General features: G+C 32.3%; 16 protein-coding genes and 2 tRNA genes. 11 read left to right on the forward strand and 7 right to left on the reverse strand.

Features of this window, described 5'->3' with window-relative positions; genetic code table 11:
- Window positions 1–430: 430 nt before the first annotated feature.
- Window positions 431–1,312, reverse strand: a complete 882-nt coding sequence (era, locus tag LQ189_RS12135) for a GTPase Era (RefSeq protein WP_144889172.1) — start codon at window positions 1,310–1,312, stop codon at window positions 431–433.
- Window positions 1,313–1,514: 202 nt separating this feature from the next.
- On the opposite strand from era, the gene LQ189_RS12140 reads away from it, so the two are divergent.
- The 3 genes from LQ189_RS12140 (at window position 1,515) to LQ189_RS12150 (ending at window position 2,246) form a co-directional block, all read left to right on the forward strand.
- A tRNA-Met gene (locus LQ189_RS12140) sits at window positions 1,515–1,587 on the forward strand.
- A 130-nt stretch (window positions 1,588–1,717) separates the two neighbouring features.
- Window positions 1,718–1,790 (forward strand) — tRNA-Met (locus tag LQ189_RS12145).
- A 195-nt stretch (window positions 1,791–1,985) separates the two neighbouring features.
- Window positions 1,986–2,246, forward strand: a complete 261-nt coding sequence (locus LQ189_RS12150) for a GIY-YIG nuclease family protein (RefSeq protein ID WP_230157442.1) — start codon at window positions 1,986–1,988, stop codon at window positions 2,244–2,246.
- Window positions 2,247–2,421: 175 nt separating this feature from the next.
- On the opposite strand, the gene LQ189_RS12155 is transcribed toward LQ189_RS12150, so the two are convergent.
- Window positions 2,422–2,853 (reverse strand): SMI1/KNR4 family protein, encoded by a 432-nt coding sequence (locus tag LQ189_RS12155; RefSeq protein ID WP_230157444.1) that lies wholly within the window; start codon window positions 2,851–2,853, stop codon window positions 2,422–2,424.
- 641 nt (window positions 2,854–3,494) lie between these two features.
- Here LQ189_RS12155 and LQ189_RS12160 point away from each other — a divergent pair.
- The 5 genes from LQ189_RS12160 (at window position 3,495) to LQ189_RS12180 (ending at window position 7,487) form a co-directional block, all read left to right on the forward strand.
- Complete coding sequence (locus tag LQ189_RS12160) at window positions 3,495–4,331, forward strand: alpha/beta fold hydrolase (protein ID WP_230157446.1); 837 nt, start codon at window positions 3,495–3,497, stop codon at window positions 4,329–4,331.
- 1 nt (window position 4,332) lies between these two features.
- Window positions 4,333–4,827 (forward strand): RNA polymerase sigma factor, encoded by a 495-nt coding sequence (locus LQ189_RS12165; protein ID WP_230157447.1) that lies wholly within the window; start codon window positions 4,333–4,335, stop codon window positions 4,825–4,827.
- Window positions 4,814–5,383, forward strand: coding sequence for a hypothetical protein (locus tag LQ189_RS12170; protein ID WP_230157448.1), 570 nt, complete (start codon window positions 4,814–4,816; stop codon window positions 5,381–5,383). Before LQ189_RS12165 ends, LQ189_RS12170 begins: the two co-directional genes overlap by 14 nt.
- 416 nt (window positions 5,384–5,799) lie before the next feature.
- On the forward strand, window positions 5,800–6,834 hold the full coding sequence (locus LQ189_RS12175; protein WP_230157450.1) for an AraC family transcriptional regulator: 1,035 nt from the start codon (window positions 5,800–5,802) through the stop codon (window positions 6,832–6,834).
- An 89-nt stretch (window positions 6,835–6,923) separates the two neighbouring features.
- Window positions 6,924–7,487 carry a porin family protein gene (locus LQ189_RS12180; RefSeq protein ID WP_230157452.1) on the forward strand — a complete coding sequence of 188 codons (564 nt, stop codon included), beginning with the start codon at window positions 6,924–6,926 and terminating at the stop codon, window positions 7,485–7,487.
- A 432-nt stretch (window positions 7,488–7,919) separates the two neighbouring features.
- Here the strand turns inward: LQ189_RS12180 and LQ189_RS12185 are convergent, their stop codons facing one another.
- Together LQ189_RS12185 and LQ189_RS12190 are read right to left on the reverse strand one after the other, a co-directional pair.
- Entirely contained in the window at window positions 7,920–8,774 is an 855-nt protein-coding gene (locus tag LQ189_RS12185; protein WP_086453997.1) for a Two component regulator three Y domain protein, read from the reverse strand.
- Window positions 8,775–9,024: 250 nt separating this feature from the next.
- Entirely contained in the window at window positions 9,025–9,303 is a 279-nt protein-coding gene (locus LQ189_RS12190) for a 4a-hydroxytetrahydrobiopterin dehydratase (RefSeq protein ID WP_086453996.1), read from the reverse strand.
- A gap of 234 nt (window positions 9,304–9,537) precedes the next feature.
- On the opposite strand from LQ189_RS12190, the gene LQ189_RS12195 reads away from it, so the two are divergent.
- Window positions 9,538–10,686, forward strand: a complete 1,149-nt coding sequence (locus LQ189_RS12195) for an 8-amino-7-oxononanoate synthase (protein ID WP_230157453.1) — start codon at window positions 9,538–9,540, stop codon at window positions 10,684–10,686.
- Here the strand turns inward: LQ189_RS12195 and LQ189_RS12200 are convergent.
- Window positions 10,679–11,569 (reverse strand): diacylglycerol kinase family protein, encoded by an 891-nt coding sequence (locus LQ189_RS12200; RefSeq protein WP_230157455.1) that lies wholly within the window; start codon window positions 11,567–11,569, stop codon window positions 10,679–10,681. The two genes, LQ189_RS12195 and LQ189_RS12200, sit on opposite strands and share 8 nt — an antisense overlap.
- A 61-nt stretch (window positions 11,570–11,630) precedes the next feature.
- Here LQ189_RS12200 and LQ189_RS12205 point away from each other — a divergent pair, with 61 nt between their 5' ends.
- Window positions 11,631–12,599: an App1 family protein gene (locus tag LQ189_RS12205; protein WP_230157458.1), complete on the forward strand. Its 969-nt coding sequence runs from the start codon at window positions 11,631–11,633 to the stop codon at window positions 12,597–12,599.
- 34 nt (window positions 12,600–12,633) lie between these two features.
- Here LQ189_RS12205 and abc-f read toward each other — a convergent pair whose 3' ends face one another.
- Window positions 12,634–14,541 carry a ribosomal protection-like ABC-F family protein gene (gene abc-f / locus LQ189_RS12210; RefSeq protein WP_230157460.1) on the reverse strand — a complete coding sequence of 636 codons (1,908 nt, stop codon included), beginning with the start codon at window positions 14,539–14,541 and terminating at the stop codon, window positions 12,634–12,636.
- An 85-nt stretch (window positions 14,542–14,626) separates the two neighbouring features.
- Between abc-f and LQ189_RS12215 the strand changes: the two genes are divergently transcribed.
- A complete protein-coding gene (locus LQ189_RS12215; RefSeq protein ID WP_230157462.1) occupies window positions 14,627–15,016 on the forward strand; it encodes a DUF983 domain-containing protein in 390 nt (129 codons plus the stop codon).
- Here the strand turns inward: LQ189_RS12215 and LQ189_RS12220 are convergent.
- The gene (locus LQ189_RS12220) at window positions 15,013–16,065 is read right to left on the reverse strand and encodes an FAD-binding oxidoreductase (RefSeq protein WP_230157464.1); all 1,053 of its coding nucleotides are present in this window, start codon (window positions 16,063–16,065) and stop codon (window positions 15,013–15,015) included. The two genes, LQ189_RS12215 and LQ189_RS12220, sit on opposite strands and share 4 nt — an antisense overlap.
- Between the last annotated feature and the right edge of the window lie 14 nt (window positions 16,066–16,079).

The following is a 16,079-nucleotide window of genomic DNA, read 5'->3' on the forward strand; positions in this document are numbered from 1 at the left end:
ATATATCAATATTTATTGATAAACAATAAAAATACATCATTTATCAAAATATTTTTATCGCTTTTAAAGTCTTTAGGAGCTATTCCAGCACTACAATACAACTCCTCGCGCCTCAAGGAGCTGTTGCAAAGCCCGTGCAGGAGCTTCCTTTGGTCGCTCTGCACGCGCAGCAACAGCATCCTTTTTTTCGCTGCGGGGTTTCCTTTTCGCTCTGGGCTAAAAAAAAATCAGTACAAGAGACTAACTCTAGTACTGATTTTAAATATTGCATTTAAATGAAAACTAAAAAATTACCATCAATTCACTCCTCACCTCTCACTTTTCACTTCTCACCTCTCACTCCTAACTTTTCAATTCTCACTTTTCACTTCTCACTTTTCACTTCTCACTTTTCACCTCTCACCTCTCACCTCTCACCTCTCACTCCTCACTATTGATTATACCCAAAACGCTTCAACATATTCGCGTTACTTCTCCAGTTTTTGTTCACTTTTACGTAAAGCTCAATGTGAATTTGTTTTCCAAAGAACTTCTCTAAATCTTCACGCGCCTCAGTTCCTACCTTTTTTAAAGCGGCACCTTTATGACCAATCACAATTCCTTTTTGAGTTTCGCGTTCCACCATAATCAAAGAACGAATGCGAATGATATTATCGTCTTCAAAAAATTCTTCGGTAACAATTTCAACTGCGTACGGAATCTCTTTGCTATAATTCAACAAGATTTTTTCACGAATGGTTTCATTCACAAAAAAACGCTCTGGCTTATCCGTCAACTGATCCTTTGGGTAATACGCAGGCGACTCTGGCAAAAGTGTAATGATTCTTTGAAAAACCTCAGGGACATTAAAATTTTGCAACGCTGATATTGGATATATTTCAGCATTCGGCACTTTCTCTGTCCAAAAAGCCACTTGTTGCTCTAATTGTTCTTGGTTCGAATTGTCAATTTTATTAAGCAATAACAAAACTGGAATTTTCGAGTGGATGATTTTATTAAAAAACGCTTCATCCTTAAGTTCCTGCTCCCCTATTTCGACCATGTAAATCAACACATCAGCATCTTCAAAAGCCGATTTCACGAAGTTCATCATTGATTCCTGCATTTCGTAGGCAGGCTTAATGATTCCTGGCGTATCCGATAAGATCATTTGAAAATCCTCACCGTTTACAATACCTAGAATTCTATGACGAGTTGTTTGTGCTTTTGATGTAATAATTGATAATCGCTCTCCAACAAAGGCATTCATTAATGTTGATTTACCAACATTTGGATTCCCGATGATGTTTACAAAACCTGCTTTATGTGACATTTCTACTAAAATTTATGCCACAAAGGTAGTCATATCAAGTGAATAGACGAAATAAAACATTTTTTTAAAATAATGTTGTGAAATGCAGAAATTGATTGTATCTTTGCACCCGAAACAACGCGGGATAGAGCAGTAATGCTTTCGTAGGGTTTCATATTCGCCACGGCGGACACAAGTTCTGAAACATTGATTAAAAATATATCGCGGGATAGAGCAGTAGGCAGCTCGTCGGGCTCATAACCCGAAGGTCACAGGTTCGAGTCCTGTTCCCGCTACTAAGTTAGTTTTACTGAGATTACAAAACGCACATCGCGGGATAGAGCAGTAGGCAGCTCGTCGGGCTCATATCCGCCACGGCGGACACAGGTTCAAAAATGTAATCTTATTGAAAATACAAACGCACATCGCGGGATAGAGCAGTAGGCAGCTCGTCGGGCTCATAACCCGAAGGTCACAGGTTCGAGTCCTGTTCCCGCTACTAGAAAAGCTTCAGAGAAATCTGAAGCTTTTTTTGTTTATCTTAGCTTTAATGAAGCTTGATTCAGATTGTCGACACGAATTAGGAGGGCTCATATCCGCCACGGCGGACACAGATACGAGTCTCCACCAGTGCGAGACTACTATAAAAGCTTCAGAAAAAGCTGGTGTTTTTTGTTTTTAAAAACTTTCTATCATGGATGAATTTGTGGTTTACATTTTATATTCTGAAAAATTCAATAAAAACTATACAGGATTTACATCTAATCTCATAGAACGTTTCAAATCACATAACGTTTTAGGCACCAAAGGACACACCTTGAAATTTAGACCTTGGACTGTAATTTATGTTGAATTTTTCTCTTCTAAAGCTGAGGCCATGAAAAGAGAAAAATATTTAAAGTCAGGAATTGGCAGGGAGTTTATTAAAAATTTAATTCTCAAATTATATAACTAGTCGGGCTCTTATGCGCCGCGGCGGACACAGGTTCGAGTCTCCGCCACGGCGGACTACTAGGAAAGCTTCAGAGAAATCTGGAGCTTTTTTTGTTTATCTTAGCTTTAATGAAGATTATTCAGATTGCGGAGACATTCGCACAGCATTTGAAAAGATATTCTTCGGAGAGCGAGTTCTATAAATCGTTAGCAGTTTCTACCTGCAAGCCATTTATAAATTCTTCTAAGCTATTAGCTACTAATTCAAAAGCATCATTTTTTGTAACCCATTCCACTTCCATTTGATATAACAAAATTTTATCAATTGATTCTTTATCAAATGATATGCAAAATACCCAACCTCCATTATCAATAGCAAAAGGTAGTTTTTTACCCAAACCTTCTTCTTTGAATTCTTTAATAAAATCGTACATAATCCTGTAAGTTATAAATTGTGAAATTTCAAATAACTTTCCATCGTTATTTATAAACTTATTTTCCTTTACAGACAAATCAGCATACTTTGAAATAAAATCTTTAATGTTATCAGGTATTTTAATACCAGCTTCATTTTCAATTCTAATAAATTGATGTGGTAAAAACCTATCACTTAAAGTTAATTTCCTCATATTTAATCACTTATTTTAGAATAATATTTTTCTAATTGGGCTGCAGCGCCTGAATGTCTCATTCCTACAGCATCATGGGTTTATGTTTAACAACCATTATTTTTTTAAATTTTCTCCTATCTTACTCTACTCCGCGAATGTCTCTGATTTCGCGTAATTTTATATTGTGTTGCACCGCAAATTCGCAGATTATGGCATTATTTTAATCTGCGAATCTGTGGTTATATTAGATTTAATAAAGATTATTCAGATTGCGGGTGCGAAGTCGGAGACGTTCGCATAGCTTTTAATAAGATATTCTTCGGAGAGCGGGGTGTACAGACTTATTCGTTCTATCGGTATTATTTAATCTGCGGTTATCATAGATTTAATAAAGATTGATTCAGATTACGAGTGCGAAGTCGGAGACACTCTCCACAGCTTTTTATATGACACGTTTCTGAAAGAGAGAGAACTATTACGAAAACAACACTTGAAAAGCTGGTGTTTTTTGCTTTTAAAAAAACACCAATCACTCTCATTTACTGGACTTTAAACCCAAAATTTGATTCTCGAAAAAAAATTTAAAAAAAAAATGCTTTTTTGAGGTAACAATTAATATAGTACTGTATCAAAAGGTAAACTTTAAAAAAATATATCTTATGAAAACAAAATCTATTTTAATTATTGCATTTTTCCTTTTGATCTCAAAATCTGTTTTTGCTCAAACTGCCTTCAAAGTAGAGGTAAAAGGAAAAGGAGCTCCCGTAATGTTGTTTCCTGGTTTTGGCTGCACCGGAGAAGTTTGGAATGAAACAGTAGCAGAGCTTTCTAAAAATAACGAATGTCATATTTTTACTTTTGCTGGATTTGGCAATGTCCCACCAATAGAAACTCCTTGGTTAGCTACCATCAAAGATCAAGTCATTTCCTATGTAAAAACAAAAAAAATTAAGAATGCTACATTAATTGGTCATAGTTTAGGAGGTACTTTAAGTTTGTGGTTAGCCTCTCAGGAAACCAATTTGTTCAAAAAATTAATTATTGTTGATGCTTTGCCTGCGACTGCCGCTTTAATGATACCTAACTACAAAGGAGAAATTATACCGTATGACAATCCGCAAAGTAAAATGATGCTTAACATGGATCTAAAAGCGTTTGACGGAATGAATTCGCAGTCGACTTCTTTTATGTGTATGAACAAAGAAAAACAAAAAACAATCAATGAATGGATGCGTCTTGTGGACAGAAAAACTTACGTTCACGGTTATATTGACATGCTAAATTTAGACCTACGAAAAGAAATTTCTAAAATTAAAATTCCTGTTGTAATTTTAGCTGCTTCAAATCCAGATCTTACCACAGTACAAAACACTTATAAAGCCCAGTATGAAAATCTGCCTTCTGTTAAAATTGAATATGCAGCAAACTCCGCTCATTTTGTTATGTACGATCAACCGGAATGGTTTATGGATAAAGTAAAACTTGAATTAAAATAAGGTGGCTAAAAAAGAACTATTCGACGAGATATACTATAAGCATTACAATAAAGTGTTTCGATTGTGCAAAGGATATTTTTGTGGCGATACGGCATTGGCCTCTGATGCGACTCAGGAAATCTTCATCAAAGTCTGGGAGAAGTTAGACACTTTTAGAAATGAATCAAATATCAGCACTTGGATTTACAGAATTGCAGTAAACACTTGCCTTCTTTATTTGAGAAAATCATCTACAAAGAAAGAAATCAGGACCGATATTCTGCCTCAGGTTGTTGCAGAAAACTATTCTAGCGAAAAAGATGAGCAGCTTAGACAAATGTATCAATGCATACAAAAATTGGAAGAAACGAACAAGATGATCATCCTGATGACTTTAGACGGTTTAGAATATCAGGAAATATCAGAAGTAATCGGGATAACCGAAGAAACACTTCGCGTTAGAATTCACAGAATCAAAAAAAGTTTAACTCAATGTGTACAAAATGAAAACATTTGAAGAATTACAAAATATCTGGGATCAGCAGACAGCATCTGAATCACAACCAACTCCCACCGAAATCATAAAAAAAGCGGAGTCACATACTAAAAAAATTAAACGCGGTCATTTCTGGACCAGAGTAATTTTGAGCTTGACTTCTGTAATATTAATCTTCTATTATATCTGGTCAGGTGCTTATAGAAATGTTCAATTTAGTATTGGCTTGTGCATTATGATTGCCATGCTTGTGAGCCGTGTAGCCTTAGAATGGATCAGTGTAAAAAAGCTAGCCAATTTAAATACTGATCTCACATTAATAGAATACAGTAAACTAGCACATCAGTTTTATACTTGGAGAAAAAAAATACATTACATCCTTACTCCTATCATTTACCTCACGTATACTGCTGGATTTACATTGCTTTTACCTGTTTTTAAATCCATTTTCTCAAGAGGCTTTTATCTTTACATTTTATTAAGCGGATATATATTTTTATTTCTATTTGCATTTTTTATGATACGATTCATCCAAAAGGAAATAAAACTTTTACACTTCTTGAAAAATATTTCGTAAAAAAAACAATTGGTAGCTATTTCACCATTTACCACTACTTGAAAAGCTTCAGAGAAATCTGAAGCTTTTTTGTTATCTCGTTCAAAGGACAAAAATACTTAGATTGTGCGCACAAAGAAGACCTTTGTCTTATCATTGGGACTCTTGAGGCAGCTTGTCCTTTTAGTTAATCATTTCATAATCCCATAAGAAAGTTATCTGTATTGTTATAAATTCGTTCCGTGAATTCGTATGAAATAAGTCATGTTTTAAAAAACGACTCCTTTCAATGGTATCCGAAAACAGATTAGAAAAATAACTTTTATAATAAGAAATTGATTTATACTACACTTTTAAATATCGCCATTTTTCAGGGAATAGTCTTGGGATTAGTTATTTTAAGGTCTTCCTTATTTAATAGTAATTCAAATAAATATGTGGCATACTTGCTATTTACACTTTCTATCCTTTTACTGAATTATGTCTTTGAATTAGAAGAAGCATATACTCCCTATCCTTTTCTACATTTTATTGACAATGTAGAGTGGGCATTACTATTACCTGCATTCCTATTCCTATATATTGTAAATCGGATTGATGACACTGTAAAAAGCAAACAAAAAATATATTTATGTTTTGTTCCATTTGCATTTTCCGCTGTACTCAACATTACAAACGATCTTGATCGTGTAGCAGGAATTTATACTATTCCAAAACCAGGAATTGTTATCATTGAAACACTGAGTCTATTTCATCTTTTTTTAGTCCTTACATTCATCCCTTTTCTGTTGATTTACTCTTATTTTATGATGAAACATTTAAAGGATTCAGAAGAAAAAAAATGGGTAGTTACGTTATTAACCCTTTTTACATCTTTGTTATTCTCTTGGATTATTACCTGGTTAGTCGCCATATTTCTTCAATATGATATTTCTTCTGCTATGAGTATCGTGGCTTTATCTGCAACTTTCATTATTCATTGGACAGCATATGTAGGCATTTACAAGTACAGACTCGCAAAAAACAAGGATGCTATCTCTACTTTTCTAAATAACGATTTAACTATTTCATACAGTAATTTGGAAATTAATGAAAATGACAGCCCAGAAGAATATCGGGAATCTATCACAGTAGATAATCTTTATTTTCAAAAACTTGATCTTCTTTGTAAGGAACATCACATTTATACCGATTGTACCTTGAACAGAGAAAAAATTGCTGAAAAACTAGGCATAAGTGCTGGATATGTTTCACAAATTGTAAATACGGTAACAGGTGACAACTTTGCCAATTACATCAATCAATATCGGGTTGAAGCGGTGAAGGAAATGATCTCTAATTCTGAATATGAAAATTACAATTTATTGACGATGGGACTAGAGTCCGGTTTTACTTCAAAAACCACTTTTTACAAAGCTTTTAAAAAAGCTACTGGTCAAACACCAAATGAGTATCGGAATTCTAATAAATAAGTACCGATTTATACAATTTGAAGTTTTTGGCACCTTTTCTAGTTCTTCTTGTGTGAGTTTTGCACTTCAATAATTAAAAAACAATTTTTATGAAAAAATTTTTAGTACTAGCTGTTCTTACAGTTTTAGGATTTACAAATGCAAACGCGCAAAAAATTAAATTTGGTGCAAAAGTAGGTATTAACATTAGTAGCATTACTGGTGATAACACCAGCAGTCTTGAACCTGTTTCTGCCTTTAATTTCGGATTAGTAACTGAGATTCCAATTGCGAAAAAATTTTCTTTTCAACCAGAACTTATGCTTTCCGGTCAAGGTTACAGCTTTAAAGGAAGTGACGGAAACATTGTTGGATTAAATTATTTAAACGTTCCGTTAATGGCAAAATATTATCTAACAAAAGGGTTGAGTCTTGAAGCTGGACCACAAATTGGGTATTTACTTTCGGCCAAAAATGAAAGCACAAACGTAAAAGATACGTTTAAGAAAGTTGACTTAGCTGCTAATTTAGGAATTGGTTACAAACTAGAAAACGGACTTAATTTTGGAGCAAGATATAATTTTGGATTATCAAACATTAATAATTTAGATAATTCTTCTAGTAAATATAGAAACGAAGTATTTCAAGTATCTGTAGGTTATTTCTTTTTCTAAAACCAAATAATTCTAAAAAGGTTTTACAAACTGAATTATAAAAGTATTAACCTAGCATTGCTGGAAAATTCAAAAAATTTTGAATTAATCATTTTACAGTTTCAATATCTTTATATCTTTATAAAACGGTTTGGGAATTATACTATTAGAACTATTAAGAAAACACCAGTTGAAAAAGCTGGTGTTTTTTTGTTTCAGACTACTTTGAAAAAGCTCTTTCAATCACGAAATATTTATACAATAGCCTCAAAAGAAGTTATACACTATCAAGTTCTCACCTAAATGCACACTAAAACCCATTCAAAAAGAAAAAATAGAAACTGTTAGCGCGTATCTCAAAAACTACTCCACAAAAAAAAACCTGTAATTACTTACAGATTTAATTCAACTACGTTTATTAAATTTAAAACCAACTAAATTATTTATTAAACTTTAATCTTCTGATACGATTGCAGAATTCCTATCGGAAACTACCGTTAAAGCCACAGCCAAACCTTTTTCATTCAACATTGTCATATTCATAACATCTAACACTGCTAAATCTTTGGACACAAATCCATTAAATTTATTATAAGACAAATTCATTTCCTTTAACCTGCTTAACTTTTTTAATTCCATAGGAACTTGACCATTCATATTGTTATCAAACAAACTTAAGTTTTCTAAAAAAATCATATTTTCAATATCTTTACTCAAGCTTCCTATTAATTTATTACTGTTTAACATTAATGTTTTTAATCCTTTAAGTTCATAAAGTGAGCTAGGAATCTCCCCTGTAATTTCATTATTAAAAAGGGACAAGTTTTCTAATTGTGTTAATAATCCCAACTGACTTGGTAGAGTACCAGATAAATTATTCATATACAAATCAAGTGTATTCAATTTATCTAATTGACATAATGAAGTAGGAATTGGCCCAAATAACTGATTGAACGAAAGGTCCAAAATTCTTAATAACTTTAACTTCCCTAAAGATTGAGGTATGTTCCCTGAAAGTTGATTTTTGTGTAAATTTAAAACCTGCAAATTCACTAAATTAGAAATTTCACTAGGAATCTTGCCTGTTAAATTATTATCTGATAGATCTAACGCAATAACTTTATTACCCTCAATTTTAACACCGTACCATGATGTTTCTGAAGTTTTTAAATCCCACTTTACTTTCCATTGTGGACCACCTGTAACTTGGTACAATTTTATCAAAGCCTCTTTTTCTTTTGGAGAGATTGCTGCAGTAATTACATTACTGCTCAAAAGAATCAATAAAAACAGTATAGCTCTTTTCATACCTTGATTGTTACGTTACATATTAACATAAAATTAGTTTTTTTATAGTTATACAGCAAATAAAATCGACGAACTACATCTTTTTAGATTTTTATTGGACTAAAGTCCTACATTTTTATGAATTCAATTAAAACACTATGATCTAATACTGTTAATATAAAATATTTAAATATTAAAAATTTGTTTACAATTACTAATGAACATTAAAACTCTACTATTCAAAAACACAAATTCATTGTCTGCTAGCAAATTAAGGTATTTCATTTATAGCTGTTGCAAGCTGGATGTCTTTAAGTGTTACTCCACCAGCATCATGTGTACTGAGTTTAAGATGCACTTTATTATAGGAATTTGACCAATCAGGATGGTGATCAAAAGAGGTAGCAATAATACCTACTTGAACTATAAAACCCATTGCTTGAGTAAAATTCTTAAAAACATATTTTTTCTCTAATGCATTCTCAATAAAGTTCCAATCTTGCAATGCAACCAATTCCTTTTGAATAGTTGTTTCAGTATATGTTTTCATAAATATTAAATTGATTTATAATCCCTAAATGTGTATTGCTAAAGATACAACAATTACACCCCATTGACTAATAATATCAACTATTGTTTAAGCATCCCTTTGTATACTATTCAAATAAACTTCTGGTTTCCTGTATTAAATTTTACTTTATATATACATCAATTTTTAGAACAATACTTTAATGTAAATCATTGAACATAAATAACTAATTTTGTATAAATATTTACATTCAATTTGGATTCATCATATTCGTTCAAAATTTTCGATAATACCGCTTTATTACCCTTAAATTGGGATAATCTTGCTTCTACGACTGTTTTTTTATCCAAAAAATACCTTCAAGTACTTGAAAATGCTTGCCCTACAAATATGCAATGCCATTTCATTGGTATCTTCAACCAAGATGACTTAATTGGGATTGCTATTTCTCAATTTATTGATTTAAATGCACTAGATAGCTTTGGCGAACGTGATAACAGTATCAAGAATAGGATCCGGAATTTTGTTTTTAAAAAAATAGCTTCGCATGTATTGATTGTTGGCAACAACATGCTCACAGGCCAAAATTCTTTTTCCTTAAGCTCGAATGCTAATCCTGCAAAAGCAATTCAATCGTTACATGAAGCGGTTCAAGAATTAAAAAATAAATTTGCACAAAAAGGTATAAAAATACACATTACATCTTTTAAGGATTATAATTCCAAAGAATTCGAACTGTTTAGAATCCCCGCTTTTAGAAAAGATTTCAAGTTTTCTACTCAGCCCAATATGATTTTTACAATTGATACTAATTGGCACCAAGAAACTGATTATATCAATTCATTATCGAAAAAATACAGAGATCAATATAAAAGAGGTCGTAAAAGGGCTATTGGAATTGAAAAAAGAAAATTACCTCTAGAGGAAATCATAGCCCTTGAAGACACTATCTACGAATTGTATCTTTATGTGGCAAAAAATGCACCTTTTAACACTTTTTTTCTACCCAAAAATCATTTTAGTGTTTTTAAAGAGCAGTTTAAGGATAAATTTCTTTTTTATGGATATTTCTTGAACGGAAAACTCATTGGTTTCAACACATTAATAAAAAACGGATCTATTATGGATACCTATTTTTTGGGCTATGATGAAACCATTCAACGAGAAAAGATGCTTTATTTGAATATGCTTTATGATATGATAGCTTATTCTATAAATAAAAAATTTAAATCAATTGTATTTGCCAGAACAGCATTAGAAATAAAAAGTTCTGTAGGTGCTAAACCGGAGATAGTATTTGGTTTGATGCGCCATGAATCTTCTATATTTAATCTTTTATTACCAAAAGTATTCAGATACTTAGAACCCGAAACCATTTGGCAAGAGCGTAATCCTTTTAAATAATTGAGCTATCAATATCAGGAATAGCCACTTTCATTTGTCCTTTAAGTATTTCAATATTTAATTTGGTTTCTTTACCACAATACTCACCATCTATTTGAAAGTCTGCAGGTACATTGAGCGAAATTTGAGCTTTATTTGTTGATATAATAGCAACATCCTCATCATCAAGAGGCATATTTCCCGTTATTATTTTACCCAACAAGAGTAAATCCATATTTTTCAACACTACCAATTCAAATTTTCCATCGTTCATTACTCCATGAGGATTTATAGTAACACCAGTACCATATTTTTGAGAATTAGCTATAACCACCATTCTAGCTTCGCTCACAATAGTTGGAAAATCTCCAGTAATAGTGGCTATAAAAGGATCATCAAGCTCCATTAATGTAGACACGGTTTGCAAAGCATAACCCCACATTCCTCTTACACTACTGCTTTCATAATTTTTTACCAATGCTGCATTAAGACCAATATCACTTAAATGAATACTTTTTTTTCCGTTGATTGAAATCATATCAATAGCTAAGTAATCATTCAAAAATGCAATTGATAGATTCTCCTCTACAGTTGTAGGTAAATTGAGATCAACAGCCAAACCATTGGCAGAGCCTGCTGGTAATATTCCTAATATCACATCCTCTTTTTCCATGGCTTCGGCAACCATTTTGATGGTACCATCACCTCCTGCAACGATTATGCGTGCAGGCTTATAGTTAGTATATAGGTCTTTTATATTTTGAATATCATTTTCACCTGTAGTTGTATAAACTATGATATTCAAATTTTCTTTTGCGGCAAATTGAGATACAGATTCTATCAAGGCTGATTTATCAATATCTCCAGAAATAGGATTTACAACAAATAAGATATTCTTTTTCAAATTTCTTTTCTTTTTTTCGATTAAAACCTCTACTTTAACTTTTTTCAAAAATACAAAATTTATGAAGCCTATTTTAAAATTATACCGTGGTTATGCAAATGAACAAGAATTAATTGTCATGGGTCATGTATTTAAACCAACTACGTTAGAAGAGTATAATTTTCAAAAGAAAAACCTCAAAAATGCTACATCGGTAATCAAAATGTTTCAGATGAAAACACAAGCCAATGCCGATGTTTACTTAGAACTAAATGGTTCTAAAATACACACTAAAACGCTTGATGATGGCTATTTTAAGTTTTGTATTCCTCTAGATCCCAACAGCGATTATGGATGGATTGACTATGAAGTAAGCATGACTTATGAAAAAGAAACCATCATAAAAAAAGAAAGCTATATCAGGCCGCACAAGGGAAATTTAGGAATCATATCAGATATTGATGATACCTTTCTGGTTTCCTATACCTTCAATCCTTTATTGAAGTTGTATGTCCTTCTGTTTAAAAACATAAACAAACGCAAAATTTACGATGATGTAGTTACTCATTACCAAGCGTTGAGCTCTGCGGGAAGAAATAACGAGTCCGAATTCAATGCTTTTTTTTATGTTTCTAGTAGTGAATGGAATTTATACCGTTTTATTATCAATTTTACGGCAATTCACAAACTCCCAAAAGCGGTGTTGTTATTAAAAGATATTAAAAGCAGTTTAACCGATTTTTTTATGACGGGCAGAGGCGGTCACAATCACAAATTCGAAAAAATAAAACATATTCTTGAATTTTACCCCAATCTTGAATATGTACTACTTGGTGATGACTCTCAGCATGATCCTTATTTATACGAATCCATTTGTAAAATATTTCCTGTAACGGTAAAAGCGGTTTACATCAGGCAAACAGGCAGTTCAAAAAAAGAAAAAGTCAGTTTAGTTTTAAACAACTTAACTTCACTTAACGTTGCTGTGTGCTATTTTAAGGAAAGTAGCGAGGCGATTTCTCATTCTAAATCTATTGGTATTATCAACTAAAAAAAAAGAGCTCCAAAAGGAGCTCTAAGTAACATTATAAATTATCAATTTCTTCTTGAATTATTTCCCAGTCTAACAATAACTGGTCCAGTTCTGTTTTCTTTTTATTGTAAGCCGTAAAAAACTTAGCATCTTCTATATGTTTGTCATAATTAGAAGTCAGCATCTTATCATCCTGCTGAATGTCGCGTTCTAATTGTTTAATTTGACTCTCTATTTTACTCAATTTATTTTGAAGTGCTTTACCCTTTTTTTGATCTTCATAAGAGGTTTTATTGCTCTCCTTTGGTGCAGCAGCCTTTTCAATATCTTTTTTCTCTACTTCGCGCATGTTTTCCAAATTGCGCTGTTCTAAGAAATAATTGATATCTCCTAAATACTCCTTAATTTTTTGATCTTTAAATTCATACACAATATTAGACATTCCTTGTAAAAAATCACGATCGTGAGAAACCAATAATAATGTTCCTCCAAATTTTTGCAAGGCAGCTTTCAAAACATTTTTTGACTTAATATCTAAGTGATTCGTAGGCTCATCCATCAACAGTACATTGATAGGCTGTAATAATAATTTACACAACGCAAGACGGTTTCTTTCACCTCCTGAAAGTACCTTTACTTTTTTCTCAACATCGTCTCCTCTAAACAAAAACGAACCCAACATATCCCTAACCTTCATACGGTTCGTATCTGCAGCGGCATCTTCCATAGTCTGTAACAATGTAATTTCACCATCAAGATATTCTGCTTGATTTTGAGCAAAATAACCCAATTGCACATTGTGTCCTAGTTTAATAGTCCCTTGATACTCAAATTCGTTTACGATTGCTTTTATGAATGTAGATTTACCTTGACCATTTTGACCTACAAAAGCAATTTTACTTCCGCGTTCTACTAATAAACTAATGTCTTTTAAAATAGTATTGTCACCATAACTTTTGGTTACATCTTCGGCCTCAATAACAACTCTGCCCGGTTCTTTAGAAACTGGAAAAGAAATATTCATTACCGAATTATCATCTTCGTCAACCTCTATACGTTCAACTTTATCTAGTTTTTTTATTAAAGACTGAGCCATCGATGCCTTAGAGGCTTTGGCACGAAATTTTTCGATCAATTTTTCGGTCTCTTCAATTTTTTTAGCTTGGTTTTTTTGAGTTGCCAATTGCTTTTCTCGAATTTCATGACGAAGTTCAAGATATTGTGAATACGGTTTATTGAAATCATAAGCCTTCCCTAGAGAAATCTCAATAGTTCTATTCGTAACGTTATCAAGAAACATTTTATCATGCGAAACAATTACAACAACACCTGGATAATTTCTTAAAAAACTTTCCAACCAAATAATACTCTCGATATCTAAGTGGTTTGTTGGCTCATCCAATAACAATACATCATTCGCCTGAAGTAATAATTTTGCTAGTTCAATTCGCATTCTCCAACCTCCAGAAAAAGTTTCAGTTTGATTGTCAAAAACTTCTCTTTTAAAACCCAATCCCAACAAGATTTTTTCGGTGTCTCCCACATAATTATATCCTCCTAAAAGCTCAAATCGATGGGTGTAATCTGATAAATCTTCAATAATTTGGCTGTAAGCATCACTTTCATAATCTGTTCTAGTAACCAACAGATGGTTTATTTCTTCAAGCTTTTTTTCAACAATTTTAATTTCAGTAAAAGCTTCATACGCTTCTTCAAGAACTGTTCTTCCTTGCTCAAAATCAATATCTTGACGCAAAAAACCCATTCTAATGTCTTTCTCTTGTGAAATCACACCTGAATCTGGTGCAAAATCTCTTGCCAACATTTTAAGCATGGTAGACTTCCCCGCTCCATTTTTTCCAACAAGGCCTACTCTGTCCCCAGCACCTAGACGAAAAGTAACTTCTTCAAACAAATAAGTACCACCAAAAGAAACAGATAAATTGTGTATATTAAGCATGTATTATGATTTATTTCCTTAATGAATGTGTAAATTTGTAACAACAAACACTGCTTTTCAAAAAGAAAAAATTAATTTTTTGCAAATGTTAAAAAAAGGATCCAAATTATATAGCATTTTAACAGGAACTTGTCCTAAATGCCAGAATGAGAGCATGTATTTGGAAAAAAATCCATTTCAATTGACAAAAATTCTAAAAATGAAAGAAAATTGTAGTCATTGTGGATTGCGTTACCAAATAGAACCTTCATTTTTTTATGGAGCCATGTATGTTAGTTACGGACTTAATGTTGCTTTAGGTATAGCAGCATTTGTTGTCTCATTTATTTTATTTAATACAAACTTAAAAATAGCTTTCGCTGCCATTATAGCTACCCTCATTATAACTTTTCCATTTGTCCTTAGATGGTCCAGAAATATATACATCAACATGTTTATTTCTTACGATCCAAATGCAACTATAAAAAAGAATTAAGAATAATATTTAGATTCATACCGTTTAATATCAATAACGGGTTCTAATATTTTTTGGTTTTCAATATGGTTGAATAGTTCTTGAGCCATAGCAGGTCCCAGCATTACTCCACGTGTCCCAAGACCATTTAAAACATGAAAACGCTTGTATTCTGGATGCGTACCAATAAGAGGTCTCCTATCCTTAACTGTTGGCCTTACTCCTGCAAAATGGGCTTCTATCGTAAAATCACAAGCTAAAATTTCTTTAATCCGATCAATCAGTTCAATTTTACCAGCTTCTGTGGGAAGATCATCTTTCTCTCGCCAATTGTAAGTAGCTCCCACTTTGAATAAATCATTTCCTAATGGTAAAATAAAAACACTAGTATTAATAATTACGTCTAGATCTAGATTACTTGCTTTTATAATAAATAATTCACCCTTAGTTCCATCCAACGGTAAATAATTAAAATAAGGATTGGCATATAGCCCAAAACCTTCCGCAAAAACAATATGTCTTGCTTTTAAACCATTATAAGAAACCCCATCTTGATCTTGAATTAATTCATTGTAATCAAAACTTTCAGGGATAAATACGTCTAGTTTTTTTAAATAAAAACAGAAAGATTCTAAAAAAGAAGCAGTGTCTACATAACCCGTTTGTAAAACTTCTCCATAACCAAAGGGAGCATCTATTCCATTTACATTTTTATAAATTAAATTAGTGGAAAGAAAAGGCTCTAAACCTTTTTTATCTGCCGCTAGAAACCAATTATTTTGTTCTTCAACAGAATAAAATTTCCTTAAAATAGGAGTCTTAAAATCAAATTGTTTATTTAGTTTTTTTTCTAAAATGGTATAAAATTCATTCATAACATCCAATTGTTGTTGCGCATTCCAGACTTCACTGAATCGCTTTAAAATAACAGGATTGTATAAACCTCCTGCAATTTTAGATGAGTTTTGAGAATTATTGTCAAAAACCATAATAGATTTATGATTGCGCAAGGCATATTCAGCAAATGACAAACCAGCTAAACCAGAACCAACTATAATATAATCTAACATTTAAATAAAATAAA

This window comes from Flavobacterium sp. CECT 9288 (assembly GCF_918731615.1).
Classification (GTDB): domain Bacteria; phylum Bacteroidota; class Bacteroidia; order Flavobacteriales; family Flavobacteriaceae; genus Flavobacterium.